This is a genomic window from Thermomonospora umbrina (genome assembly GCF_003386555.1).
Classification (GTDB): domain Bacteria; phylum Actinomycetota; class Actinomycetes; order Streptosporangiales; family Streptosporangiaceae; genus Thermomonospora; species Thermomonospora umbrina.
Genome location: NZ_QTTT01000001.1, coordinates 763,503 through 788,595, shown reverse-complemented (window position 1 = coordinate 788,595; position 25,093 = coordinate 763,503). Strand labels below are relative to the sequence as shown.

26 protein-coding genes are annotated in these 25,093 nt (G+C 72.5%); 17 read left to right on the top strand and 9 right to left on the bottom strand.

Translation table 11 applies throughout. From position 1 onward, the window contains the following. Nucleotides 1-7 precede the first annotated feature (7 nt). From DFJ69_RS03495 to DFJ69_RS03480, 4 genes are read left to right on the top strand one after another with little or no spacing between them, the layout of a single operon-like run. Entirely contained in the window at nucleotides 8-235 is a 228-nt protein-coding gene (locus tag DFJ69_RS03495; RefSeq protein ID WP_116021147.1) for a 4Fe-4S dicluster domain-containing protein, read from the top strand. A gap of 10 nt (nucleotides 236-245) precedes the next feature. Further along, nucleotides 246-1,655, top strand: coding sequence for an ABC transporter substrate-binding protein (locus DFJ69_RS03490; RefSeq protein WP_116021146.1), 1,410 nt, complete (start codon nucleotides 246-248; stop codon nucleotides 1,653-1,655). A gap of 19 nt (nucleotides 1,656-1,674) precedes the next feature. Beyond that, nucleotides 1,675-2,523, top strand: a complete 849-nt coding sequence (locus DFJ69_RS03485) for an ABC transporter permease (RefSeq protein ID WP_116021145.1) — start codon at nucleotides 1,675-1,677, stop codon at nucleotides 2,521-2,523. Next, on the top strand, nucleotides 2,520-3,272 hold the full coding sequence (locus tag DFJ69_RS03480; protein WP_116021144.1) for an ABC transporter ATP-binding protein: 753 nt from the start codon (nucleotides 2,520-2,522) through the stop codon (nucleotides 3,270-3,272). The genes DFJ69_RS03485 and DFJ69_RS03480 overlap by 4 nt, the downstream gene beginning before the upstream one ends. Here DFJ69_RS03480 and yidC read toward each other — a convergent pair. Continuing rightward, complete coding sequence (gene yidC, locus DFJ69_RS03475) at nucleotides 3,269-3,964, bottom strand: membrane protein insertase YidC (RefSeq protein ID WP_116021143.1); 696 nt, start codon at nucleotides 3,962-3,964, stop codon at nucleotides 3,269-3,271. The genes DFJ69_RS03480 and yidC overlap by 4 nt on opposite strands. A gap of 248 nt (nucleotides 3,965-4,212) precedes the next feature. On the opposite strand from yidC, the gene dut reads away from it, so the two are divergent. Beyond that, nucleotides 4,213-4,689, top strand: a complete 477-nt coding sequence (gene dut, locus DFJ69_RS03470; protein ID WP_116021142.1) for a dUTP diphosphatase — start codon at nucleotides 4,213-4,215, stop codon at nucleotides 4,687-4,689. 54 nt (nucleotides 4,690-4,743) lie between these two features. After that, nucleotides 4,744-5,568, top strand: a complete 825-nt coding sequence (locus tag DFJ69_RS03465; protein ID WP_116021141.1) for a DUF3710 domain-containing protein — start codon at nucleotides 4,744-4,746, stop codon at nucleotides 5,566-5,568. A gap of 63 nt (nucleotides 5,569-5,631) precedes the next feature. On the opposite strand, the gene DFJ69_RS03460 is transcribed toward DFJ69_RS03465, so the two are convergent. Together DFJ69_RS03460 and DFJ69_RS03455 are read right to left on the bottom strand one after the other, a co-directional pair. Then, on the bottom strand, nucleotides 5,632-6,336 hold the full coding sequence (locus tag DFJ69_RS03460; RefSeq protein WP_116021140.1) for a PIG-L deacetylase family protein: 705 nt from the start codon (nucleotides 6,334-6,336) through the stop codon (nucleotides 5,632-5,634). Further along, nucleotides 6,320-6,802: a CBS domain-containing protein gene (locus DFJ69_RS03455; protein WP_116021139.1), complete on the bottom strand. Its 483-nt coding sequence runs from the start codon at nucleotides 6,800-6,802 to the stop codon at nucleotides 6,320-6,322. The genes DFJ69_RS03460 and DFJ69_RS03455 overlap by 17 nt, the downstream gene beginning before the upstream one ends. A 128-nt stretch (nucleotides 6,803-6,930) precedes the next feature. On the opposite strand from DFJ69_RS03455, the gene DFJ69_RS03450 reads away from it, so the two are divergent. The 3 genes from DFJ69_RS03450 to DFJ69_RS03440 all read left to right on the top strand — a co-directional run bounded on the left by DFJ69_RS03450 (nucleotide 6,931) and on the right by DFJ69_RS03440 (nucleotide 9,460). Further along, nucleotides 6,931-8,208, top strand: coding sequence for an ArsB/NhaD family transporter (locus DFJ69_RS03450; RefSeq protein WP_116021138.1), 1,278 nt, complete (start codon nucleotides 6,931-6,933; stop codon nucleotides 8,206-8,208). Between the two features lie 92 nt (nucleotides 8,209-8,300). Further along, on the top strand, nucleotides 8,301-8,723 hold the full coding sequence (locus DFJ69_RS03445; RefSeq protein ID WP_116021137.1) for an OB-fold nucleic acid binding domain-containing protein: 423 nt from the start codon (nucleotides 8,301-8,303) through the stop codon (nucleotides 8,721-8,723). A gap of 53 nt (nucleotides 8,724-8,776) precedes the next feature. Beyond that, complete coding sequence (locus DFJ69_RS03440; RefSeq protein WP_116026364.1) at nucleotides 8,777-9,460, top strand: DUF3159 domain-containing protein; 684 nt, start codon at nucleotides 8,777-8,779, stop codon at nucleotides 9,458-9,460. 20 nt (nucleotides 9,461-9,480) lie between these two features. On the opposite strand, the gene DFJ69_RS03435 is transcribed toward DFJ69_RS03440, so the two are convergent. Next, a complete protein-coding gene (locus DFJ69_RS03435; protein WP_116021136.1) occupies nucleotides 9,481-10,140 on the bottom strand; it encodes a potassium channel family protein in 660 nt (219 codons plus the stop codon). Next, nucleotides 10,140-10,805 carry a potassium channel family protein gene (locus DFJ69_RS03430; protein WP_116021135.1) on the bottom strand — a complete coding sequence of 222 codons (666 nt, stop codon included), beginning with the start codon at nucleotides 10,803-10,805 and terminating at the stop codon, nucleotides 10,140-10,142. Before DFJ69_RS03430 ends, DFJ69_RS03435 begins: the two co-directional genes overlap by 1 nt. Before the next feature lie 204 nt (nucleotides 10,806-11,009). On the opposite strand from DFJ69_RS03430, the gene DFJ69_RS03425 reads away from it, so the two are divergent. After that, complete coding sequence (locus tag DFJ69_RS03425; protein WP_116021134.1) at nucleotides 11,010-13,058, top strand: APC family permease; 2,049 nt, start codon at nucleotides 11,010-11,012, stop codon at nucleotides 13,056-13,058. Then, complete coding sequence (locus DFJ69_RS03420; RefSeq protein ID WP_116021133.1) at nucleotides 13,051-14,451, top strand: class I SAM-dependent RNA methyltransferase; 1,401 nt, start codon at nucleotides 13,051-13,053, stop codon at nucleotides 14,449-14,451. The genes DFJ69_RS03425 and DFJ69_RS03420 overlap by 8 nt, the downstream gene beginning before the upstream one ends. Before the next feature lie 50 nt (nucleotides 14,452-14,501). Here DFJ69_RS03420 and DFJ69_RS03415 read toward each other — a convergent pair whose 3' ends face one another. After that, nucleotides 14,502-14,807, bottom strand: coding sequence for a hypothetical protein (locus tag DFJ69_RS03415; protein ID WP_116021132.1), 306 nt, complete (start codon nucleotides 14,805-14,807; stop codon nucleotides 14,502-14,504). A 253-nt stretch (nucleotides 14,808-15,060) separates the two neighbouring features. On the opposite strand from DFJ69_RS03415, the gene DFJ69_RS03410 reads away from it, so the two are divergent. Together DFJ69_RS03410 and DFJ69_RS03405 are read left to right on the top strand one after the other, a co-directional pair. Beyond that, nucleotides 15,061-15,471 carry a helix-turn-helix domain-containing protein gene (locus DFJ69_RS03410; RefSeq protein WP_116021131.1) on the top strand — a complete coding sequence of 137 codons (411 nt, stop codon included), beginning with the start codon at nucleotides 15,061-15,063 and terminating at the stop codon, nucleotides 15,469-15,471. Between the two features lie 185 nt (nucleotides 15,472-15,656). Then, a complete protein-coding gene (locus tag DFJ69_RS03405) occupies nucleotides 15,657-15,947 on the top strand; it encodes a hypothetical protein (RefSeq protein WP_116021130.1) in 291 nt (96 codons plus the stop codon). A gap of 1 nt (nucleotide 15,948) precedes the next feature. Here the strand turns inward: DFJ69_RS03405 and DFJ69_RS03400 are convergent, their stop codons facing one another. After that, nucleotides 15,949-16,731, bottom strand: a complete 783-nt coding sequence (locus DFJ69_RS03400) for a class I SAM-dependent methyltransferase (RefSeq protein ID WP_116021129.1) — start codon at nucleotides 16,729-16,731, stop codon at nucleotides 15,949-15,951. Nucleotides 16,732-16,784: 53 nt separating this feature from the next. Further along, complete coding sequence (locus DFJ69_RS03395) at nucleotides 16,785-17,816, bottom strand: DUF1906 domain-containing protein (protein ID WP_116021128.1); 1,032 nt, start codon at nucleotides 17,814-17,816, stop codon at nucleotides 16,785-16,787. Nucleotides 17,817-18,044: 228 nt separating this feature from the next. Between DFJ69_RS03395 and DFJ69_RS03390 the strand changes: the two genes are divergently transcribed. Both DFJ69_RS03390 and DFJ69_RS03385 read left to right on the top strand, forming a co-directional pair. After that, on the top strand, nucleotides 18,045-19,157 hold the full coding sequence (locus tag DFJ69_RS03390; protein WP_116021127.1) for an LPXTG cell wall anchor domain-containing protein: 1,113 nt from the start codon (nucleotides 18,045-18,047) through the stop codon (nucleotides 19,155-19,157). A 58-nt stretch (nucleotides 19,158-19,215) separates the two neighbouring features. Beyond that, a complete protein-coding gene (locus tag DFJ69_RS03385) occupies nucleotides 19,216-20,142 on the top strand; it encodes an LLM class F420-dependent oxidoreductase (RefSeq protein WP_116026363.1) in 927 nt (308 codons plus the stop codon). A gap of 13 nt (nucleotides 20,143-20,155) precedes the next feature. Here the strand turns inward: DFJ69_RS03385 and DFJ69_RS03380 are convergent, their stop codons facing one another. Then, nucleotides 20,156-20,989 (bottom strand): TIGR02452 family protein, encoded by an 834-nt coding sequence (locus DFJ69_RS03380; protein WP_116021126.1) that lies wholly within the window; start codon nucleotides 20,987-20,989, stop codon nucleotides 20,156-20,158. Nucleotides 20,990-21,091: 102 nt separating this feature from the next. On the opposite strand from DFJ69_RS03380, the gene DFJ69_RS03375 reads away from it, so the two are divergent. Together DFJ69_RS03375 and DFJ69_RS03370 are read left to right on the top strand one after the other, a co-directional pair. Next, the gene (locus DFJ69_RS03375) at nucleotides 21,092-22,531 is read left to right on the top strand and encodes a 3' terminal RNA ribose 2'-O-methyltransferase Hen1 (protein ID WP_116021125.1); all 1,440 of its coding nucleotides are present in this window, start codon (nucleotides 21,092-21,094) and stop codon (nucleotides 22,529-22,531) included. Beyond that, nucleotides 22,528-25,089, top strand: coding sequence for a polynucleotide kinase-phosphatase (locus DFJ69_RS03370; protein ID WP_116021124.1), 2,562 nt, complete (start codon nucleotides 22,528-22,530; stop codon nucleotides 25,087-25,089). The genes DFJ69_RS03375 and DFJ69_RS03370 overlap by 4 nt, the downstream gene beginning before the upstream one ends. Nucleotides 25,090-25,093: the final 4 nt, after the last annotated feature.

The following is a 25,093-nucleotide window of genomic DNA, read 5'->3' as shown; positions in this document are numbered from 1 at the left end:
AACCCCCATGGCGCAGGCCACCACCCGCGTGGACGTCCCCGTGACCATCGACCCCGACAAGTGCATCACCGGCTGCACCCTGTGCGTCGACATGTGCCCGCTCGACTCCCTGGCCATCGACGCGTCGAGCGGCAAGGCGTACATGCACGTCGACGAATGCTGGTACTGCGGCCCGTGCGCCGCCCGCTGCCCCACCGACGCGGTGACCGTGAACATCCCCGTACTCCTGCGATGAGGACCCCTCGATGAACGCACGTTGGAAGGCCGTCACGTCGATCGCCGCCCTGGGCGCGGCCCTGGCCGGCCTGGCGGGATGCGGCGGCTCGGGCGGTGGGGGCGGCACCGTCCGGGTCGACGTCGGCTACCAGTCCAAGACCATCAACACCGTCACCGCCGGCACCCTGCTCCGCGACCTCGGCCACCTGGAGCGACGGTTGGCCGAGCTCGGTCGCAGGAACGGAAAGACCTACAAGGTCCGCTGGTACGACTTCGCGACCGGGGCGCCGCTGACCGCCCAGATGATCGCGGGCAAGATCGCGATCGGCTCGATGGGGGACTATCCGCTGTTGATCAACGGGTCCCGGTCGGCGGGCTTCGACGACGCCCGCTCCCGGTTCGTCGGGGTCACCGGCTACAACCTGCGCGGGTCGCTCAACCAGGTCGTGGTGCCCCGCGACTCCACCGCCCGCACCCTGGCCGACCTGCGCGGCAAGGCGGTGTCCACCAGCGTCGGATCGGCCGCCCACGGCATGCTGGTGCGAGGTCTGCGGGGCCAGGGACTGCAGCCCGCCGACATCGAGATCCTCGGCCAGGACCCGTCGGTGGGCGTCACCAACGTGGAGTCGGGCAAGGCCGCCGCCCTCGCCCAGTTCGTGCCCTACCCCCAGCAGATGATCTTCAACGGGAAGGCCCGGCTGCTGTACGACGGCGGGGCGATCGCGTTCCCCACCTTCCACGGCATCGTCGCCCGCGAGAAGTGGACCCGAGACCATCCCGAGGTGCTGGAGGCGTTCCTGGCCGCCACCAAGGACACCACCGCACACCTGCACCGCGACCCGCTGGACTCGGCCCGGCGGGTGGCCCGTGCCACCGGCCTCCAGCCCGAGGTCGTCTACCTCTACAACGGCGCGGGCGGGCTCGTCACCTTCGACATGACGATCAAGCCGCAGCTCGTGGACGCGCTCCGCAAGGACGTCCCGTTCCTCAAGGAGATCGGCTCCATCAAGGAGCTGGACGTGGACGCCTTCACCGACGACGGCCCGCTGCGCAGGGCCTACGGGCCCGGCTACGACCGGGACGCCGCCTCGCTGACCAACCCCGCCGCGATCAAGGGCCGGGACGAGATCTGCGACCTGGACGTGACCGACCCGAGGACCGCCTCCGAGGCGTGGATCGGCGAGGAGATCACCCCCGCCGCCAACCCCACCTGCCTGCTGCGCCTGGTCAAGAAGCGCGGCGGCGAGCCCCGGGCGGTGTACGCGCCGTCCGCGGACACCGGGACCAAGCTCTTCGCCGACGCGGCGAGCTGGGTGCGCGACCCCCGTGCCGAGTGGCCGCTGCTGCCGTTCGCCACCCCGGAGGCCGCCGCCGCGTACGTCGGCGGTCACCCGGGCGCCCAGACCCTCGACTACCGGGCCGCGCTCGCCGCCGCCTGACCCGAAGGGAGGCCATGCCATGACGACCACCGAGATCTCCCGGGCCGCGCCCGCCGCCGTTCCCTCCGAGGCCCCGACGCGCGCCGCCGCCGCGCCCCGCGTGGGCCGGGTCGCGCTGAGCGCCGCGCCGATCGCCGGGGCGCTGCTGCTCTGGCATCTGCTCACCACGTTCGACGTCAGCCTGTGGCTGCGCTTCGACAAGATCCCCTCGCCCGTCGAGGTGTACGACGCCCTGGTCGTCCAACTCGGCACCGGGCGCTTCTACGGCGATCTGCTGGCCAGTCTGCGCCGGATCCTGGCCGGGTTCCTGCTGGCCGCCCTCACCGGGGTGGCGCTGGGCGTCGCGGTCGGCCGCGTCCGTTGGGTGGCCGCCCTCGCCCGTCCGCTGATCGAGGTGACGCGGCCGATTCCGGCCATCGCCCTGGTCCCCCTCGCGATCCTGCTGTTCCCCACCGGGGAGCAGGGGATCGTGTTCATCACCTGGTTCGCCGCGTTCTTCCCGATCTGCGTGAGCACCGTCCACGCCATGCGCGCCCTGCCGACCGTGTGGGAGGACGCCGCCCGCACCATGGGCGCCGGACGCCGGTCGGTCCTCCTGCACATCGTGCTGCCGGGCGCCATGCCGGGCATCTTCTCCGGTCTGTCGGTCGCCATGGGCGTCGCCTGGATCTGCGTGATCAGCGCGGAGATGATCTCCGGCCAGTACGGGGTCGGCTACTTCACCTGGCAGGCGTACGGGCTGCTGGACTATCCGGCGGTGGTCGCCGGGATGCTCTCCATCGGCGTCCTGGGGCTGGGCACCGCCTGGCTGGTGGAACGACTGGGCCGCCGGATCAACCGCTGGCTGCCGGGGGAGGCGCGCCGATGACCGCCGCGATCGAGATGCGGGGCCTCCGGGTCGCCTTCGCCGACGGGCTCGCCGCCGACGTCGACCTGGAGGTGACCGCCGGGGAGATCGTCGTCCTGCTGGGCCCGTCCGGCTGCGGCAAGTCCACCGTGCTGCGCGCCCTCGCCGGTCTGCTGCCCGTCGCCGGCGGCACCGTGCGCCCCTCCGACGGCCCGGCGCACCGGCGCGGGATCGCCATGGTGTTCCAGGAGGACGCGCTGCTGCCGTGGCGCACCGCCCGCCGCAACGTGGAGTACGCGCTGGAGCTGCGTGGCGTGCCCCGACGGGAGCGGGGGGACGAGGCCCTGGAACTGCTGGAGCAGGTGGGCCTCACCGGGTTCGCCGACCACCTGCCGGGGCGGCTGTCGGGCGGGATGCGCCAGCGCGTCCAGCTCGCCCGCACCCTGGCCGCCCGGCCGAAGATCATGCTGATGGACGAGCCGTTCGGGGCGCTGGACGCGCAGACCCGCGCCGACATGCAGCGGCTGCTGGTGTCGGTGTGGGAACGCCACCGCACCACGATCCTGTTCGTCACCCACGACGTGGACGAGGCCCTGCTGATCGCCGACCGGATCGTCCTGCTCACCCCGCGGCCGGCCACCGTCGACCGGATCTTCGAGGTGCCGCGCCCCCGCGCGCCGGGAACGCGGTTCGAGCCCGCGTTCGCCCGGATGCGGTACGAGATCCTGGCGGCCCTCGGAGCCCGCACGGAGCGGCCGGAACCGGTCTAGGCGGGGGCGGGCCGGTGCAGGACGGCCCGCTCACCGGCCGTCCACGCCGTCGACACCAGCAGGTACACCCCCGCGGCCAACGGGGCGAACGCGGCCACGGCGAGCGTGCCGTACGGCATCAGTCGCAGCACCGGACCGCCCGGCGCGTCCGCGGACATGGCCCGCGCGAGTTGGCGGGAGGACACCCATGCGACCGCCGCCAGCAGGGCGAACAGCCCGAGGAAGGCCAGCGCGGGCACCGTGAACGGCCCGCCCGCGAGCACGCCCATGAGGTTCTGCCCGAGCGGTGCGCCCAACAGCGTGTGGCCGAGCAGTAGGTTCTGGTGCCCGGCGATGGTCGTCGACACGAACAACCGGTACGTCACGAAGAAGAACGGGGCCTGCGCCAGCGACGGCAGGCACCCGGCCACCGGGGACACCCCCGCGCCGCCGTACAGCGCCGTCAGCTCGCGGCGCAGCGCTTCGGGGTCGTCGCGGTGGCGGCGTCGCAGCTCCGCGACCTGCGGCGCCAGGCGGGCGCGGGACCGCGCGCCGCGAGCGGCCATCACGCTCAGCGGCAGCAGCAGGACCCGCACCCCCATCGTGAACAGCGCGATCGCGGCCACGGCGGCGCCGCCGCCCGCCGGTGTGCGTAGCGCCTCGGTCAGCGCCAGCACCAGGTCGTACGCCAAGGACGTCGGAGCGTCGAGCATCGGGTCCCTCCCGGAGGTCTCGAAGGCAGGGACGCTCGGCGGGATCGCCGAGTTCCCGGGTCGCCGTGCCGCGGCCGGATCCGGATAGGGTTACCGACCGTGAACCGACCCGCCCCGGCCGCCGCCCGTTCGGCGGGCGGTGGCGCGCCGGCCGTCCCGGCGGCCGGAACGCTCGGTACAGTCGTCTTCCCGCGCCGCGGACCTGGCGTCCCGGCCGGTGCCGTGACCTGCGACGGTGGGGTGAATCCTTGACGAACGACGTCGACGTGCTGATCCAGCGGCTCGACGAGGGGCTGCCGCTCCCGTCGTACGCCCATCCCGGCGACGCGGGGGCCGACCTGGTCACCGCCGTCGACGTGGACCTGGAGCCGGGACAGCGCGCCGTGGTCCCCACCGGCGTGGCCATCGCCCTCCCCGACGGATATGCCGCCTTTGTTCACCCCAGGTCCGGTTTGGGCGCTAAGTTTGGGGTCACGATCGTCAACGCGCCCGGCACGATCGACGCCGGATATCGCGGCGAGATCAAGGTGACCCTGCTGAACACCGACCCGCATCGGCCCGTCCGCCTGCGGCGCGGCGACCGGGTCGCGCAGTTGGTCGTCCAGCGGGTGGAGCGGGCGGTGTTCCACGAGGTCTCCGCACTCCCCGGGTCCACGCGCGGCACCGACGGCCTCGGCTCCACCGGGGGGCTGTCGGCGGCCTCGCCGGGGGCGGGGCACAACTAGGCTGAGCGCGTTGCGCAGCGGTCAGATCGAGCACATGGAGAAGGAGCGTGAGTCGTGCCTATTCGACGTCGTCGCCAGGGCGAGGAACCTGACAGCACCCTCGAACCGGCCGGCGAGGAGGCGGACGCCGTCGAGACGGACGACGCCCCCGCCGCCGGAGCGGCCGTTGAGGGGGACGGACCCTATGACTCGGGCGACGCCTACCCGGAGCTGCAGCGCCTGGACTTCGGCTCGATCCAGGTCCCGGTCGCCGAGGGCCTCGGCTTCCAGGTGAACTTCGAGGCCACCGAGGTCGACGAGGCGGGCAACCCGCTCAACGGCCGGCCGGTCGCGGTGCTCGTCCAGCACGCCGAGAGCGTGCTCCAGATCCAGGCGTTCGCCGCGCCCAAGCGCAGCGGCATCTGGGACGAGATCCGCAAGGAGACCGCCACCGAGGTGGCCGAGCAGGCCCAGGGTCAGACCGAGGAGCGCGAGGGGCCGTTCGGCACCGAGCTGCTGGCCATGGTCCCCGCCGAGCTGACCGAGGAGATGCTCAACGAGATGCCGCCGGAGGTGCGCGAGCAGATCCCGGCCGAGGTCATCGAGCAGGGGTACGCCTGGCAGCCCATCCGGTTCATCGGCATCGACGGACCCCGCTGGTTCCTCAAGGGCGTGGTGCAGGGCGCCGCGATCGAGGACGAGGAGCAGTGGCAGATCCTCGAGGACGTCTTCCGCAACATCGTGGTGGTCCGCGGCGAGCAGCCGATGCCGCCGCGCGAGCTGCTCCCGTTGAACCTGCCGGAGGAGTTCTCCGAGGCCGCCCAGACCGAGGAGGGCGAGGCCGAGGCCGAGACCCTCGACCCGTTCGAGCGCGGTCCCGAGATCACCGAGGTTCGCTGAGACCTCCGTCGCCGTCCCCGTCGTGGCCGCCGGAGGCCGCGGCGGGGACAGCGATCCCCGCCCTCACAGGGCGATCAGCTCGAACGTCACCGCCTGCGCGACACCCGCCTCCCGGCCGCCCTGCTCGGCGACGCCGGTGAGGAACGCCTCCGGGTCGAACTCCTCGCCGAGATGGTCGAAGTACACCCGGTGCGCCCGCAGCGACGCGATGCCCGCGGGCAGGTGCCCGGCGACGTCCACGTAGTGCCCGGCCGCCGGGGAACCCGCGAACAGCGCGAACCGCACGCCGCTCCACGGCTCCTCCGCCGGGTCGCGGAACACCCACCGGTTGGCGGCGTCCCGCACAGCGTCCGCCACGGCCAGGCCGAACACCCGGTGGTCGGCCGTGTTGAAGCCCTCCCCGCCCGGCCAGGTCTCCCGGAAGTTCAGCGACACGACCACCTCGGGACGGTGCCGGCGGATCGCCCGGGCGATGTCGCGGCGCAACGGCAGCCCGTACTCGATCATCCCGTCGGGGTGGTCGAGGAACTCCACCGTGTCGACCCCGACGAGCCGGGCGGCCTCGACCTGCTCGGCGGTGCGGACGCGGGCGACCTCCTCGGGGTCCATCCCGTCGATCCCCGCCTCGCCCCGGGTGCCGAGCACCTCCACCACGGTCTTCCCGGCGGACGTCCACTTGGCGATCGCCGTGGACGCGCCGTACTCCAGGTCGTCGGGGTGCGGCACGATCGCCAGCGCGCGCTCCCAGTCCTCAGGAACCGGTTCCATGCTCATCCCCCTTCGGCAGCAGTCGCCGCAGCAGGTCGGCCACCGAGATCGCGCCGATCATCGGCGGCCTCGGTCCGCCCTTGGACTCCACCACGGCGACCAGGGGGCTGCGCGCCCCCGCCATCAACGCGGCGATCTCCATGACGGTCGCGTCGCCCTCCACCACCGGCGGCCGTGACGGGTCGTCGGGCAGCAGGTCGCGGACGGTGTGCCCGCGCAGCCGCTCGCACAACCGGTCGGCCTGCCGTTCGGCGTACACGTGCGCGAGCGTCGGGTCGTCCTGCACGTAACGGGGAACGACGAAGCGCAGGATCTGCGAGCCGGGCAGCACCGCCACCGGATGCTGATCGTCGTCCACGACGATCAGACCGGGCAGCCCGCGCTCCACCATCAACCGGGCGGCGTCCATGGCGTCGCCGTCCAGACCGAGGACGGGAAAGGGCCGGGCGAGATCGCGAGCGAGCACGTCTCGACGCTACTCCTCCCGCCGCGGTACGCCCGCGCCCGGTCCCGCTAGGGTGTGCGGAGGTGCGCCGGGAAGCCTGGTCGGCAGTGCGACACACATGTCCCGAGTCCCCGACCGAGAGGTCCCCGGTGAGCGCCGCCGCCGCGATCGTCATCTTCGCCACCGCGTACGTTCTGATCGCCTCCGAGCGGATCCACCGCACCGCCGTGGCGCTCGGCGGGGCCGCCCTGATGCTGCTCCTGCACATCACCGACGCGGAGAAGGCGTTCTTCTCCGAGGAGAGCGGCGTCGACTGGAACGTCGTCTTCCTCCTGCTCGGCATGATGGTGATCGTCTCGTCGCTGCGGCAGACCGGGGTGTTCGAGTACGTGGCGATCTGGGCGGCCAAACGCGCCCGGGGCCGGCCCTATCGGCTGATGGTCATGCTGGTGCTGATCACCGCGGTGGCCTCGGCGCTGCTGGACAACGTCACCACCGTGCTGCTGATCGCGCCGGTCACGTTCCTGGTCTGCGAGCGGCTGGCCCTCAACCCGGTGCCGTACCTGATCGCCGAGGTGATGGCGTCCAACATCGGCGGCACCGCCACCCTGGTCGGCGACCCGCCCAACATCATCATCGCCAGCCGGGGGAACCTGGCGTTCAACGACTTCCTCGTCCATCTCGCGCCCCTGGTGGTGCTGTTGATGGCGGTGTTCTGTCTGCTGTGCCGGTGGCTGTTCCGCTCCGCGTTCCGGTACGACCCGGAGCTGGCGGCCGAGGTGATGGAGCTGGAGGAGCGCGAGGCCATCACCGACCGGCGGCTGCTCGTGCAGGGGCTGGCGGTGCTGGGCGTGGTGGTCGTGGCGTTCGTGCTGCATCCGGTCCTGCACTACGAGCCCTCGGTCGTGGCGCTGCTGGGCGCCGGCCTGCTGGTGGCCGCCACCAAGGTCACCACCGAGCAGGCCCTCGAAGAGGTCGAGTGGCCCACCCTGGTGTTCTTCATGGGCCTGTTCGTCATGGTCGGCGGGCTGGTGGAGACCGGCGTGATCGGGAACGTCGCCGAGTCCGCCGTGGAGGCCACCGAGGGAAGACTGGCCTTCGCGTCGATGCTGCTGCTGTGGGCGTCGGCGGGCCTGTCCGCGATCGTCGACAACATCCCCTACGTGGCGACCATGAGCCCGATCGTCGCCGAACTCGTGGAGAACGCGGGCCCCGACGGCCAGGTGCTGTGGTGGTCGCTGGCCCTCGGGGCCGACCTGGGCGGCAACGCCACGGCGATCGGGGCCAGCGCCAACGTCGTGGTGCTCGGCATCGCCGCCCGCAACGGCCATCCGATCAGCTTCTGGCACTTCACCAAGTACGGCGTCGTCGTCACCCTGATCACCGTCGCGCTGTGCGTCCCCTACCTGTGGCTGCGGTACCTGTGAGCGGCCTCGCGGGGGGTACGGCCGGACCCGGCCGACGATCTCCTCGCGCCGAGCGGTTCGTCTCGGGCATCGGGTGCCTTAGCCTGTCAATCATGGACGAGGTGCCGGTCGAGTCGGCCGCCGGACCGGACGGCGGGACCCAGCCGTCCCGCGAGCGGGGTCTGAAGCGGTTCCTGCGCCGTCTGGCCGCGGGACGGGACGAGCTCGAGGCCGAGGAGCTGCAGAAGAGCACCGGCCAGGAGGGCGCCACACCGATCGCCGGGTGCGCCGAGCGCACCCGGGCGTGTGTCGCGGGTACGCTACGAACCGTGACGCTGCGACCACGAGGCGGCGCCCCCGCGCTGGAGGCCGAGCTCTACGACGGCACCGACGTCATCAGCCTGGTCTGGCTGGGGCGCCGGAAGATCGCCGGCATCGACCCGGGCCGTCGGCTCCGGGCCGAGGGCCTGGTCAGCGTGCAGGACGGCCGCAAGACCATGTTCAACCCGCGCTATGAGCTGCGGGGCGGCGCGTGAACGAGCCGGAGGCACGGGCCACCGGGCCCGCCGCGGCCGACCGGAGGACCACCGTGAGCGAGACCGCCGCCCCCGGGGCGAAGAACGCCGGCGACGCGCCCGTCACCCAGGACACGGTCGAGGCCGCCGTCCGGGCCCAGTTGACCAAGGCGCTGGGCGGCGTGCGCGGCATGGTCGAGGCGGCGGTCCCGACGATCGGGTTCACCCTCACCTACGTGCTCTCCGACCGGCTCAAGGCCGCGCTGGCCGTCGGGGTCGTGGCGGCCGTGGTGCTGCTGGTGATCCGGGTGGTGCAGCGCTCCACGCCCCAGTTCGTGCTCAACAGCCTGATGGGCATCGGCATCGCCGCGTTCTTCGCGCTGCGCTCGGGCAAGGCCGAGGACGCGTTCCTCCCCGGGATCCTCTACAACGCCGTCTACGCGGGCGGCATGACCCTCTCGGTGCTGGTGCGCTGGCCGGTCGTGGGCTTCATCATCGGGTCGGTCACCGGCGATCCCACGGCCTGGCGCTCCGACCCCGGCATCGTGCGGCTGTGCTCCCGCCTGACCCTGATCCTGATCGTGCCCTGCGCGGTGCGGGTCATCGTGCAGTACCCGCTGTACCTGGCCGGTCAGGTCGGCTGGCTGGGCGCCACCAAGATCGCCCTCGGCTGGCCGCTGCAGGTCGCCGCGCTGGCCGCCATGGTCTGGGTGCTGGCCAGGGGCCGTACCCCGCTCCAGGGCACGCCCCCCGCCTGACCCGTCCTCGGCTCGACGCCTCAGTGCGCCGACAGCAGCTCGGCCAGCTCGTCCTCCACGTCCTGGCTGGCCACGAACATCAGCTCGTCGCCGGCCTCCAGGGTGTCGTCGGGTGTGGGGACCAGCACCCGGCCCTCCCGCAGGATCGCCACCAGCGCGGTGTCGCGCGGCCAGGCGACCGAGCCCACCCGCTCGCCGCCCAGCGGTGCGTCCTCCGGCAGGGTCAGCTCCACCAGGTTGGCCTCGCCCTGCCGGAACGTCATCAGCCGGACCAGGTCGCCGACGCTGACGGCCTCCTCGACCAGGGCCGACAGCAGGCGCGGGGTGGACACCGCGACGTCCACGCCCCAGGACTCGTTGAACAGCCACTCGTTCTTGGGGTGGTTGATCCGGGCCACCACGCGCGGCACCCCGTACTCGGTCTTGGCCAGCAGCGAGACCACCAGGTTGACCTTGTCGTCCCCGGAGGAGGCCACCACCACATGACAGCGCCCCAGCGCCGCGTCGTCCAGCGAGGCGATCTCACAGGCGTCGGCCAGCAGCCACTCGGCGCGCGGCACCACCTCGACCTTGATGGCCTTGGGGTCCTTGTCGATGAGCAGCACCTCGTGGCCGTTCTCCAGGAGCTCCTGGGCGATCGAGCGGCCCACGGCCCCCGCGCCGGCGATCGCGACCCGCATCATCGGCTCCCGTCCGCAGGCTGCGCCACCGCGGCGTTGAGCCGCTCCTTGTCGTCCGAGCGGGCCATGACGTGGACCACGTCCCCGTCCTGGATCACCGTGTCGGAGTCCGGCACGATCGCCTCCCCCATCCTCGACAGGAACGCCACCCGGGTGCGCACCGCCTCCTCGAAGGCGATGACCTTGGTGCCGACCCAGGAGTCGGCCACGTTCAGCTCGGCCAGCATGACCTCGCCGGTCGGGTCGCGCCACAGCGGCAGCGCCCCGTCCGGCAGCAGCCGGCGCAGCATCTGGTCGGCGGTCCACCGCACGGTCGCCACCGTCGGGATGCCGAGCCGCTGGTAGACCTCGGCGCGCCGGGGGTCGTAGATGCGCGCCACCACGTTGTCCACGCCGAACGTCTCGCGCGCCACCCGGGCGGAGATGATGTTGGAGTTGTCGCCGCTGCTGACGGCCACGAAGGCGGAGGCCTGCTCGATGCCCGCCTCCTCCAGGACGTCGCGGTCGAACCCGAAACCCGTCACCCGGCGGCCCCGGAAGCCGCCGCGCAGCCGCCGGAACGCCTCGGGACTCTGGTCGATGATGGCCACCGAGTGACCCTTGTCCTCCAGGATGTGGGCGAGCGTCGAGCCCACCCGCCCGCATCCCATGATCACGATATGCACGGCCGTCCCTTCCCCGGCAGTCCAGGGACCATGCTCCGTCGAAGATCCCTGACGGGTTGAAACCTACACATCAGTCGCACGGTGTCATACCCCGCGGACGTTCCGGGAAGGCGGCGCCACCCGAATCATCCGAATCGCCCGCGCCGCTCGACCCACCGGTCCCGCCCGACGGATTCGTCGGCGGCAGGGGTTAGGCTCCTCCTCGTGTCGAAGGTTCCGGACGTCGCGAAACGGTTCCTCGTAGGGCGGGCGCTCCGCAGCGGTCAGTTGCACGAGCAACTGCTGCCCAAGCGGATCGCACTGCCGGTCTTCGCCAGCGACCCACTGTCGTCGGTCGCCTACGCTCCGCAAGAGCTCCTGATGATGCTCGCCGTGGCGGGCGTGTCGTTCTACAGCTACGGCCCCTGGATCGCGCTGGCCATCGTGCTGCTGATGGCCGTCGTCGTGGCCTCGTACCGGCAGAACGTGCACGCCTACCCCAGCGGCGGCGGCGACTACGAGGTCGCCATGACCAACCTGGGGCAGGGCGCGGGCCTCACCGTGGCCAGCGCCCTGCTGGTCGACTACGTGCTCACGGTGGCGGTGTCGGTGTCCGCCGGCGTGGAGAACATCGGCTCCGCCGTCCCCTGGATCGGGGAGAACAAGGTCGTCACGGCGGTCGGCATCATCGCGCTGCTCACCGTGATGAACCTGCGCGGCGTCCGCGAGTCCGGCACCCTTTTCGCCATCCCGACCTACGGCTTCGTGGTCGGCGTCCTGGCCATGATCGTCTTCGGGATGGTCCGGCTGGGGACGGGCGACGATCTGCGCGCCCCCACCGCCGACCTGGAGATCCGGCCCGAGCAGGCCGACCTGGCGGGCTTCGCGGTGCTGTTCCTGCTGCTGCGGGCGTTCTCGTCCGGTTGCGCGGCGCTCACCGGGGTCGAGGCGATCAGCAACGGCGTGCCCGCCTTCCGCAAGCCCAAGAGCCGCAACGCCGCCACCACGCTGCTGATGATGGGGCTGGTCGCGGTCTCGATGTTCTGCGGCGTGATCGCGCTGGCGCTGGCCTCGGACGTGCGGGTGGCCGAGGTCCCCGCGCACGACCTGCTGCGCGACGGCACCCCGGTCGGCGACGAGTACGTCCAGGAGCCGATCCTCACCCAGGTCGCCTCGGCGGTGTTCGGGGAGGGCTCGATCGCGTTCCTGTACATCGCCGCCGTGACCGCGCTGATCCTCTTCCTGGCGGCCAACACCGCCTACAACGGCTTCCCCGTGCTGGGCTCGATCCTGGCCCGGGACGGGTTCCTGCCGCGCCAGCTCCACACCCGCGGCGACCGGCTGGCCTTCAGCAACGGCATCTTGATCCTGGCGGCCATGGCGGGGCTGCTGGTGTACGCGTTCCAGGCCGAGGTCACCAAGCTCATCCAGTTGTACATCGTGGGCGTGTTCGTGTCGTTCACCCTCAGCCAGATCGGCATGGTGCGGCACTGGAACCGGCACCTGCGCACCGAGACCGACCCGCGGGTGCGCGCCCACATGCACCGCAGCCGGATCATCAACGCGATCGGCGGCACCGTCACCGGCTTCGTGCTGGTCGTCGTGCTGATCACCAAGTTCGCCAACGGGGCCTGGATCGTCTGCATCGCCATGCCGGTGCTGTTCGTGCTGATGAAGGGCATCCGGCGGCACTACGACATGGTGGCCAGGGAGCTGGAGCCCACCGGCGAGGACGTCGTGCTGCCCGCCCGCAACCACGCGATCGTGCTGGTGTCCAAGCTGCACAAGCCCACGCTGCGGGCGGTGGCGTACGCGCGCGCGACCCGGCCCTCGTCGCTGGAGGCGGTCACCGTCGCGGTCGACGCCGACGATGTCGCCCGGCTGCGGGACGAGTGGGACTCCCTCAACCTGCCGGTGCCGCTGAAGATCCTGGACTCCCCGTACCGCGAGGTCACCCGCCCGGTCCTCGACTACGTCAAGAACGTGCGGCGACGCAGCCCTCGCGACGTGGTGACGGTGTTCGTGCCGGAGTACGTGGTCGGCCACTGGTGGGAGAACCTGCTCCACAACCAGAGCGCGTTGCGCATGAAGGGCCGGCTGCTGTTCGTGCCCGGGGTGATGGTCACCAGCGTGCCCTGGCAACTGGCCTCCTCCGACCGACTCAGGGGTCGGCCCGAGCCCGCGGCGCCCGGTTCGGTGCGCCGCCCCTATCAGGGGGGCCCGCAGGAGGATCGAGCGCGTCCCGACGACGGTATCGTTTCGGAACGTGACTGATCTCGGCCTTGACCCTTCGATTCCGGACGTTCTCGAACTCGAAATCGGGGCGGTGGCCAACGGAGGGTGGTGCGTCGCCCGCCATGAGGGGCGGGTGGTGTTCGTCCGCCACACCCTGCCCGGGGAACGGGTCCGCGCCCGGGTCACCGAGGTCACCCGCAACTTCCTGCGCGCCGACGCCGTGGAGATCCTCGAGGCGTCGCCCGACCGCGTGGTGCCGCCGTGCCCGTTCGCCGGCCCCGGCCGCTGCGGCGGCTGTGACTGGCAGCACGCGTCCCTGGCCGCCCAGCGGCGGCTGAAGGCCGCCGTCGTGGAGGAGCAGCTCCGCAGGCTCGCCGGCATCGACCGCACCGTGGTGGTCGAGGAGGTCCCCGACCCCCACCACGACGAGGACGTCATGGCCGCGCGCGGCCCCGGCCTCGGCTGGCGGACCCGGGTGCAGTTCGCGGTCCGCGACGACGGCGTGGTCGGGCTGCGCCGGCACCGCTCCCACCAGGTGGAGCCGATCGACGAATGCCTGATCGCCCACCCCGGCGTGGAGATGATGGGCATCGAGCGCAAGCGCTGGCCCGGGGCGGCCACGGTGGAGGGCATCGTCTCGGCCGCCACCGGCGACCGGCTGGTCGCGCTGCGCGAGCGGGCCACCCGGTCGCGGGGCGGCGGGCGCCGGTCGGTGAAGGTGCCCCGGCTCGACGTCCCGGTGCGGCTGCTGCGCGGACGCGGCGTGCCCGGCTCCACGATGCCCTACGTCCGCGAGGAGGCCGCCGGCCGGCTCTGGCAGGTCAGCGGCGGCGGGTTCTGGCAGGTCCATCCGGGGGCGGCTCAGGCCCTCGTGGACGCGGCGCTGGCCGCGCTGGAGCCCAAGCCCGGCGAGCTCGCCCTGGACCTGTACTGCGGCGTGGGGCTCTTCGCCGGCGCGCTGGCCGATCGGGTCGGCCGGGACGGACTGGTGGTGGCGGTCGAGTCCGACACCCAGGCGGTCCGGGACGCCCGGTTCAACCTGAAGGACCTGCGGAACGTGTCGATCGAGCAGGGCCGCGTCGAGGACGTCATCGCCGAGCTGGAGTTCGGCCGCGAGCGCCGGCCCGCCGGCGCCGGGCGTCCCGGCCGGGGCGGCTCCGGGCGCGGCGCCGCCCGCGAACGTGAGGGCGGCGTGCGGGCCGACGTGGTGCTGCTGGACCCGCCGCGCACCGGGGCGGGCCGCCAGGTGGTCGAGCGCGTGGCCGAGCTGGCCGGACGGAAGATCGCGTACGTGTCGTGCGACGCCGCGACGCTGGCCCGGGACCTCGCCTACTTCGGCGAGTGCGGCTGGACGCTCCAGTCACTGCGAGCGTTCGACGCCTTCCCCATGACCCATCATGTCGAGCTCCTGGCGACCCTGATCCCCGGCTGATCGTCGCTCCGCGCCCCCGTTCCGGCCGTCCCGCCGTCCCGCCGCCACGTTCAGGTGAGGACGGCCAGGACGGTGGTCGCCACCACGGAGGCGGCGGTGACGATCAGGCCGAGCAGCGCGACGGTGTGGCGGAACCGGGTCTCCAACTGGCCCCGCGTCACCTGGTCGCGCTCGGCGGCGGTGATCCTCTCGCCGAGTTCGTCGAGCAGCCGGGCGTGCTCGTCCACCCGGCGCTCGTGATGGTCCTGCAATTGGTGCAGCAGGGCGATCTGCCCCTCGACGTTCGCCATCCCCACTTCCAGGCCCCGACGCAACTCGGATATGGCCAGCTCGACGGCAGCGGTCTGCCCGCTCATACCGACCCCCTCTCTCCCTCGCCGTCGGTCCCGCAACCGGGGTGTTCCGGGTGGTCGGGCGGAGGGTTGATCGTCATCTACCGGTAAGTATTGCCATCTGAACCAGAAATAATCAGAAATTTTGTTGACGTCGGCCGAATGGAGCACCTCTGGCCCGATGCGGGGATCGTGAGCGCCGGACGCTGGGTCGGGGAAGAAAATCTTCCGGGTTGCTTTACTAGATGTTCCTGACTTTTTCCGGCATGCTGAGCGCATGGCTGGGCAGGTGGATCGCGAGCGGGTCGCCAAGTACGTGGTCGCGCGGCGCGGCTCCCTCGGGCTGACGCAGGAGCAGCTCGCCGAGCGGGCCGGGGTCACCGTGAAGACGGTGTACAACCTGGAGTCGGGAGGGCGGTGGCCACAGGCGCGGACCCGGGGAGCGGTGGAGTCCGCCCTCGGCTGGCAGCCCGGCGATCTGGTACGCATCGGGGAGGGACGCGAACCCGTGCAGGTCCCGGGCGCGGAAGGGCCCGACATCGACACCGTCGTCCGTGAGCTCGCGGAGCTGGACGACTACTTCGCCGACCTGCGCGCCGACTCGGGGGAGCGGCGGCGGGTCGCCTTGGCGTTCCTGCGCGCGCTGTACGGCGAGACCGGGAGCGCCTCCCCGCGACGCCGTCGATGACCGTCGGTCGACGGTCCGCCCCGGTGCGGGGAGGACGGCGGGGGTTAGTCGACTCTTACCTCGAAGTAATAATTCGCTGGTCAGAACATTGCCGGAAGTGACTGGTTGTTACAGTACTTGACACGAGGGAAGACTCTCAGTATCGATGGCCGTCAGTGCCATCGCCTCCCGAAGGAAGTGCCAGCATGCCCTCAGCCGCACGGTTTCCGCGGTGCTGCCGCCTGCTGGCCGTCGCGGCGGTCGCCGCCGGCGCGGGCGGCCTCGCCGTGGCGGCACTGGGCGACGCCGGCGCCGTCGTGGTGGTGGCCGGGGCCGGGCTGGCGGGTGTGGTCGCCCCGTTCGCGGTCGGGGTCGCCCTGGTGCTGCACGACATCCGCGAGCAGCAGCGGCGGATCATCGACCAACTGGAGATCCAGGCCCGTCTGCTGCATCACGCCGCCCGGCTGGCCGGGGAGCTGACCGACGACTCGTGGTGAGTCAGGGCGACACCGTCCCCTGCCCGGGGCGGGCGACGCGCAGCTTGGACTGCTTGTGGCCGGTCTTGCGCCAGTCGTCCATCGGCCGGGCCACCAGGCCGTGCGCCTCCGCTCGGGCGATGAGCGTCGCGGCCCGGTAGTAGAAGTCCTCGCGCAGGACGTGGTGCTCGGCCCCTTCGGTCTCGTTGTAGGTGAAGTCGAAGAAGCCGTCCGGAGCCAGCAGCCGGCCGACGTGGGCCAGGCACTCGTCGATCACCTCGAGGGGGCTGTGCGAGAACACGCTGTGCGCGTGGATCACCGTGAAGAGCCCGTCGGGCAGGAAGTCCAGCCGCAGGTCCCGGACCGGCGTCAGATGCGGCAGTTTGTCCTGCAGCCCGTACCGGACCAGCGTCTCCTGCGCGGCGAACAGGATGTCGGGGGAGATGTCCACCCCGTGGTAGTGACCCGTGTCCAGATGCTCGATGAAGAGCCGCCCCGCGCGCAGATTGCCGCAGCCGATCTCCAGCATCCGGTCCTCGGGCCGCAGACCGTGGTCGGCGAGGTAGTCGAACTGCATCCGCCCGAGGGCCAGCCACCGGTCGTGCGTCGGCGTCCCCACCGCCCCGTCGGCGCTCCGGGCGGTGTCCGAGCGCATCACGGCGCGGTAGTAGCCCACATGGTCGCGGGTCCGCAGCCGCAGCCAGGTGTCCCGGGCCAGCCTCCGGGTGTAGGGGACGATCGACCGGGGGCGTCGCGCCGCGTATCGGAGCTTGTAGGCCAACCGCGCACGGTTCCGAGTGCTCATGAGCCGAGTAAAGCCGGCGGACGACCATGGGCCGTGCTGCGGCGGGCAATCCCTCAGTCACGCCAGTACAGCAACTTGGCGGTGGCGGCGGTGACCGTGGCCTGCCCGGTGGCGTCATGGTGAATTTGGAAGTGCAGCCGCCGTTTGCCGTCGATGGTGTCGGCGGGCAGCCCGTACAGCAGCGAGGTGACGTCGGTCCCCGCGCCGATGTACTGCTGCACCGGGCCCGCGGCGAACCTCGCCGCGTCGTCGGCGCTCACCTCGATCGCCCGCGCCTGCACCCGGGCGCCGGCCGGGAGGTCGCGCAGCGTGACCGAGACGGTCAGCGCGTACCTGGCCGGACCGCTCAACAGCGCCGGGCCGCCGCCGTCGGCGTGCTGCCCGGTGGTGTCGGAGTACTCGATGTCCCAGGCGAGGGTGGTCCACGCGCCGCCGGGCAGCGCCTGGCCCGCCGCGGCCCCCACGGACACGTAATCGGGCATGTCATCCTCCGAAGGGGTCTCGCCGACGCGCCACTGCCCGTAGTCGCCCTTGACCGCGCGGTTGTAGTCGACGCTCACGCCGTTCAGCTCATGGCTGTTGGAGTACTGCTGGATGTGGGCCCGCCGGTCCCACCGGCCCTTCGACCACGCGTAGGTCTGCCAGGCCCAGGTGGCCTTGCCGGCGTCCAGGCACCGCTTGACCGGCCCGTAGCCGCCGTAGAGGCCGACCCGCTCGCGGCCGATGACCCCTGCGGCGCCGTCCAGATAGGCGTTGATCCGGTCCTGCTGGGCGCTGGACGCGTCGAAGTCCACCGCGAAATAGATCGGCCGTTCGGGGGGCATCCCGCACGCCCGCGCCATGCGGTCGGCGTCCTCGGCGTCGGCGGCCCCGCCGGACCGGCCCGACAGCGCGCGGCGGGCGGTCGTCTCCCAGACGACCACCAGCCACAGCCCGGCGGCCGACAGCTCGTCGGCCTCCTTGCGGGTGAGGTTCTTGCCGGTGGTGTCGTGCGAGACGTAGCGACAGACGAACTTCGCCCCGGCCCGCTTCAACGCGGCGACACCCGGTCGTCCCCACGCGTAATCGATGCCGAACACGCTCATCGCCGCTCCCCTTGAGGCTCTCGGAACACCCTCCACCATGACAGGGCAAAGGCCCTCGGAGCCCCGGTCAACAGGTGGTTCTGGCCCTCGGGGTCGCGCACGGTAACCCTTTGGACACGACAAGATTGATCGAACCTTGACCTCACGCCGGGTAGCGGTGCGCGGACGCGGCGTCGTTCGGGCGGCTACAACAAGGACTGCCGTATCCACTGGTCAGGGGAGACCGTAATGATCGAGAACGCGAGCCGGATCGGCGCGCGCGGCCTTGCCGTCCTCGCCGCGGCGGCGATCGCCGCGGCGATCCCGTTGTCCGCCCATCCGCAGGCCGCACGTGCCGACGGGCCGGTGCTGGGACCGCCGCGCGACCCGGCGACGCAGGCGAGCCTGCGGGTCCGGATGCGGGCGCCGAAGGCCCCGCTGCTGGCCGGGGGCACCTACACCTGGCCCTACGCCGTCAAGAACGGCGGGCCGCAGCTCGCCTCGTCCGCCCACCTCGCCGTGCCGCTGCACCGGGGTCTGACGTACGTTCCACGGGGCCGCGACTGCTCGCTGCGCCGGCGGACCGTGGTCTGCGACCTGGGCCGCCTCAAGCCGGGGCAGGTCCGCAAGGGAGGGATCACCGCGAAGATCTCCGGGAAGCAGGCGGTGGGTCGCAAGATCGACGGCACCGTCACCGTCACCTACGGCAAGGCCCAGATCACCCGGCCGCTTCCCAAGGTGCGCGTGGCCAAGACCGCCGACGTCTGGGTGAAGGTCGAGGGGCCGAAGACCGTTCAGCCGAGGGAGGCCGCCGCCTACGAGGTGACGGTCGGCAACGACGGCCCGTCGCCCGCCAAGAACGTGCGGGTGACCGAGGCGATCCGCTCGAAGGCCCCGCTGCACATGCTCAAGGACGGCACCGACTGCCGGCGCAAGGGCGGCACCTGGGCGTGCGACGCGGGCACCCTGCCGTCGGGCGCGAAGAAGACCTTCAAGGTGAAGGTCCGGCCGGGGAAGGCCGCCAAGGCGGGCGACCTCGTCCGGGTGCGGAGCGCGGCGGTCACCACCACGCCGGAGGTCACCAAGTCCAACAACAAGGCCGGGACCCGTACCGAGATCCGGCACGCCGCGCCGCGCACCGCGCCGCAGTGGCGCGACGACGACCACCACGGCGGGGGCCGCGCGCCCAAGCCCGGTGACGACGGCCGCGGCCGGCACCTGCCCCGCGACCCGCGGGCGCTGCCGAACACCGGCTCCAACGCCGCGCTGCTGGCCGCCGCCGGGCTCGGCCTGGCCGGAACGGGCCTGGTGCTGTACCGGACGGGCCGGTCGCGCCGGCGCGAGTGCGGGTCCGACGGCTGACGCCCACCGGCGGGGCCCCCTGCGTGGAAGGATCTAGGCGCGTATGAGGATGGGACGCATGCGTCTGCGAATCTTCACCGAGCCCCAGCAGGGGGCCACCTACGACACGCTGCTGCGCGTCGCCCGGGCGACCGAGGACCTGGGCTTCGACGCCTTCTACCGTTCCGACCACTATCTGAAGATGGGCGGGGTGACCGGGCTGCCGGGGCCGACCGACGCCTGGATCACGCTGGCCGGGCTGGCCCGCGAGACCCGCCGGATCCGGCTCGGCACGCTCATGACCGCCGCCACGTTCCGGTATCCGGGTCCGCTGGCCATCGCGGTGGCCCAGGTCGACGAGATGAGCGGCGGACGGGTCGAGTTCGGCATCGGCACCGGCTGGTTCGAGGCCGAGCACACCGCCTACGGCATCCCGTTCCCCGGTCTGGGGGAGCGCTTCGAGCGGCTGGAGGAGCAGCTCGAGATCATCACCGGGCTGTGGCGGACCCCGGTGGGGGAGACCTTCACGTTCGAGGGCGACCACCACCGGCTGATCGACTCGCCGGCGCTGCCCAAGCCCGTGCGGCCCGGCGGCCCGCCGGTGCTCATCGGCGGGGTCGGCCCGAAGCGCACGCCCCGGCTGGCGGCGCGGTTCGCCCGGGAGTTCAACGTCCCGCTCCGCCCGGAGGACGAGACGAGGGCCGCCTACGAGCGGGTGCGGGCCGCCTGCGAGGAGGCGGGCCGCACCGAGCCGATGATCTACTCGGCCGCGCAGGTGGTCTGCTGCGGCCGGACCGACGCGGAGGTCGCGCGGCGCGCCGAGACGATCGGCAGGGAGGTCTCCGAGCTGCGCGTCAACGGGCTGGCGGGCACGCCCGCCGAGATCCGCGACAAGCTCGGCCGGCTCGCCGACTTCGGGACCGAGCGCGTGTACCTCCAGATCCTGGACCTCGACGACCTGGACCACCTCGAACTGCTGGCCTCCGAGCTGCTCGCCGAGGTCTGAGCGGACGACCCCGCTACGCGGAGACCGCGTCCGGGAACGTCCGGGCGAAGGCCGCGTGGCGGGGCGCGCCGGGGGCGGTGTCCCAGACCGCGAACACCACGTGGTCGAAGCGGCCCGCGAACACGCCGCCGTCCAGCAGCAGCCCCGCGAACGTCGCGGCGACCTCCGCCGGATCGTTGCGGAACACCCCGCAGCCCCACGCCCCGAGCACCAACCGTCGATGCCCTTGGTCGTGGGCGGCGGCCAGCACCTTGGCCGCCCGGCCCCGCAGCACCTCGCCGATCCGCTCGATCTGCGCCGGGTCGCGGATCGCGCCCCGGTTGGGCGCGGCCGAGGTCAGGAACGCGACCTCGTACGGCTCGGGGAGCAGACCTCCGGAGTCGTCGCGGAAGACCGGGACGCCGGGCGAGTAGATCAGGTGGTCGCTGTAGAGCAGGTCGCCCTGCGCACGGTGGAACTCGTAGAACTCCGGGGCCGCCCGCAGTGACGCGTACAGGCCCGAAGACCTCGCCAACCCCTCCTCCTGAGCGTGGGCGCCCTTGAGGAATCCGCCGCCGGGGTTCTTCGCGGAGGCGAAGTTCAGGCAGGCGACCTCGTCGGCGGCGAGGAGCGTCAAGCGGCGGGCGGCGGCGAGGGTGGTCTCCTCCGTCACCTCGATCGTGGTCGGCCCGGGCGCCGACCGGGCGGGCCCGGTGAGCTCGTCGGGCCGGTACAGGCGGGTGCCCCGGACGGACCGCTCCACGGCGTCGGCGATCGACACCGTCCGTCCGGAGGGGGCGGTGTAGGCGCCGCGGTCGAGGACGGCCACCGTGTCGGCGGCGATGGATCTACGTGGATGTCGACTCATGTCGGGACGATTCTGCTGATCGGAACCCGGCCGCGCCACCCGAATATCCGTGGCGGAAAAACGGGTTGTGAGCGCGCCGCGAAGATCCGGGACACTTGTCCGGTGCTACTGACGATCACCACCACGGCGAACCCGGCGACCGACCTGGGATATCTCCTCCACAAGCATCCCGACAAGGTGCAGCCCTTCACCCAGGCGTTCGGCACGGCGCACGTGTTCTACCCCGACGCGTCCCCCGAGCGCTGCACCGTCGCCCTGCTGCTGGAGGTGGATCCGGTCAAGCTGGTGCGCACGCGGGGCCGGGACGCTCCCGACTTCTCCCTCGGCCAGTACGTCAACGACCGGCCCTACGCGGCGTCGTCGCTGCTCGCCTCGGCCATGTCGGGGGTCTTCCGCACCGCGCTGCGGGGCCGCTGCGACGCCCGGCCCGAGCTGGCGGAGTCCGCGATCCCGCTGGAGATCACCCTGCCGTCGCTGCGCTGCAAGGGCGGCCCGGAGTTGGCGGAGGCGCTGTTCGCGCCGCTGGGATGGCGGGTCGAGGCGGTCCCGGTGCCGCTGGACCCGGCGTTCCCCGAGTGGGGCGACTCCCGCTACGTCGCGCTGACGCTGCGCGGCACGCTCCGGCTCGCCGACGCCCTCAACCAGATCTACGTGCTGCTGCCCGTCCTGGACGACGCCAAGCACTACTGGCTCGCGCCCGACGAGGTCGACAAGCTGATCCGGGCGGGCGAGGGCTGGCTGGCCGCGCATCCCGAACGGGCCCGCATCGTCCGCCGCTACCTCGCGAACCGGCGGGGCCTGGTGGCCACGGCACTGGGGCGGCTCGCCGACGACGCCCCCGAGGACGCCCTCGACCGCGACCCCATCGACGAGGAGCCGCCGGTCGTCGACCCGACGTCCGCCGAGCCCGAGCCGGCGGAGCCGGAGGCCGCCGCCGCGCCCGCGCCGCTGGCCGAACGCCGCATCCGGGCCGTCCTCGACGTGCTGCACGCCGAGGAGGCCACCCGTGTGATCGACCTCGGCTGCGGGTCGGGCGCGCTGCTGACCCGACTGGTGAACGACCCCTTCTTCACCGGCGTGGGCGGGGCCGACGTGTCGTACCGGGCGATCGCGATGGCCCATCGCAGGCTCGACCGGCTCCTCACGCGCACCCGCGACGTCAAGAGGTGGGAGGTCTTCCAGGGGGCGCTCACCTACGCCGACGAGCGGTTCCACGGCTACGACGCGGCCGTGCTCATGGAGGTGATCGAGCACGTCGACGTCTCCCGCCTGCCGGCCGTGGAACGGGTCGTGTTCGGCGACGCGCGCCCCCGCGTCGTCGTCGTGACGACCCCCAACGTGGAGCACAACGTCCGCTACGAGGGCCTGGAGCCGGGGGCGACGCGCCACCCCGACCACCGTTTCGAGTGGACGCGCGAGGAGTTCCGCGCCTGGGCGTCACGGGTCGCCGACACGCACGGCTACCGCGTCCGGTACGTGCCCGTGGGCGACGACGACCCCGAGGTCGGCCCGCCGACGCAGATGGGAGTGTTCACCCGATGAACCGCGAGATCGTGGTGCCCGACATGGGCCTGGTGGTGCTCGTCGGCGTCTCCGGCTCGGGCAAGTCCCACTTCGCCCGAAGGCACTTCAAGCCGTCGCAGGTGGTGTCGTCGGACGCGTGCCGGGCCATGGTGTCCGACGACGAGAACGACCAGTCCGCCACCGTCGACGCGTTCGAGCTGCTCCACCACATCGTCCGCACGCGGTTGCGGCGCGGGCTGCTGACCGTGGTCGACGCCACCAACGTGCAGCCCCGCAGCCGGCAGCAGCTCGTCCGGCTCGCCAAGGAGCAGGACGTCCTGTCGGTGGCGATCGTGCTGGACGTCCCCGAACAGGTGGCGCGCGAGCGCAACGCCGCCCGCCCCGACCGGGACCTGCCCGAGCACGTGGTGCCCCGGCAGCGGCGCGAGCTGAAGCGCGGGCTGCGCGGGCTGGGCCGGGAGTTCCGGCGGTCGTACGTGCTGGACGGCGTCGAGGAGATCGACGCGGCCACCGTCTCCTACGAGAGGTCCTGGAACGACAAGCGCGAGCTGACCGGCCCGTTCGACGTCATCGGCGACGTCCACGGCTGCCGCGCCGAGCTGGAGGAGCTGCTCGCCGACCTCGGGTACGAGATCGCCCGCGACCCCCTCGGCCGGGCCGAGGACGCCCGGCACCCGGACGGCCGGACCGCCCTGTTCGTCGGCGACCTCGTCGACCGGGGCCCGGACACCCCCGGCGTGCTGCGGCTCGTCATGGGGATGGTCGCCGAGGGCCACGCGCTCTGCGTGTCCGGCAACCACGAGAACAAGCTGGTCCGGGCGCTCAAGGGCCGCAACGTCAAGGTCACCCACGGGCTCGCCGAGTCGCTGGAGCAGTTGGAGGCCGAGCCCGCCGAGTTCCGCGACCGGGTGCTGACCTTCATGGACGGGCTCATCAGCCACTACGTGCTCGACGGCGGGAAGCTGGTGGTCGCGCACGCGGGGCTCAAGGAGGAGTACCACGGCCGGTCCTCCGGGCGCGTCCGCTCGTTCGCGCTGTACGGCGACACCACGGGGGAGACCGACGAGTACGGGTTCCCGGTGAGGTACCCGTGGGCGAAGGACTACCGGGGCACCGCCATGGTGGTCTACGGGCACACGCCCGTCTTGGAGCCCGAATGGGTCAACAACACCATCTGCCTCGACACCGGCTGCGTGTTCGGCGGGAAGCTGACCGCGCTGCGCTACCCCGAGCGCGACCTGGTCTCCCGGCCCGCCCGGCGGGTCTGGTACGAGCCCGTCCGGCCGCTGGAGGAGGAGACGACCGCGCCCGAGGCGGGCTCCCGCCGGGAGACCGACGTCCTCAAGATCGACGACGTGTTCGACCTCGACGGCGTGCAGACCGGGCTGATGGGCCGGGTGACGGTGCGGGAGGAGAACGCGCTCGCCGCCCTGGAGGTGATGAGCCGCTTCGCGATCGATCCGCGCTGGCTGGTGTACCTGCCGCCGACGATGGCGCCGACCGCCACCTCCACCCTGCCCGGCTTCCTGGAGCACCCCGCCGAGGCGTTCGCGGAGTACCGCAAGGCGGGGCTGGACCGGGTGGTGTGCGAGGAGAAGCACATGGGCTCGCGGGCGGTGGCCGTCGTCTGCCGGGACGTCGACGTCGCCGCCTCCCGGTTCGGCGTCACCGATGGGACCGCCGGGGCGCTGTTCACCCGCACCGGCCGCGCGTTCTTCCCCGACCGCTCCCGGAACGAGGCGGTGCTCGCACGGCTGCGCGACGCGATCGGCGCGGCGGGTCTGTGGGACGAGCTGGGCACCGGCTGGCTGGTCCTGGACTGCGAGCTGATGCCCTGGTCGGCCAAGGCCATGGAGCTGATCCGCACCCAGTACGCCGCCACCGGGGCCGCCGCGCGGGCCGCGCTGCCCGCCGCCGGGGCCGTCCTCGAGCGGGCCGCCGACCGCGGCCTCGACGTGGCCGACCTGCGCGACCGCGTCGGCGCGCGGACCGGCAACGCCGCGCTGTTCCGGGACGCCTACGCCCGCTACTGCTGGCCGGTGGAGGGCCTGGACGGCGTCCGGCTGGCCCCGTTCCAGGTGCTGGCCGGGGAGGGTGTGGTGTACGCCGCCGAACGCGACCACCTGTGGCACCTGACCGTCGCCGACCGGCTCCGCGCCGCCGACCCGACCGGGCTGCTGACCGCCACCGGCTCGCACGTCGTCGACCTCGGCGCGGACGCGTCGATCGAGGAGGCCGCCGCGTGGTGGTCGACGCTGACCGGCTCGGGCGGCGAGGGGATGGTCGTCAAGCCCCTCGGCGATCTCCCGGGCGACCGCAAGGTGCAGCCGGGCCTCAAGTGCCGTGGACGCGAGTACCTGCGGATCATCTACGGCCCCGACTACACCGAGGACGTCCACCTCGACCGGCTCCGCGACCGGCGGCTCGGCCGCAAACGGTCCCAGGCGATGCGCGAGCACGCCCTGGGCCTGGAGGCCCTCGGCCGTCTCGTCGCCGGCGAGCCGCTGTGGCGGGTCCACCAGCCCGTGTTCGCCGTGCTGGCCCTGGAATCGGAGCCCGTCGACCCCCGCCTCTAGCCTG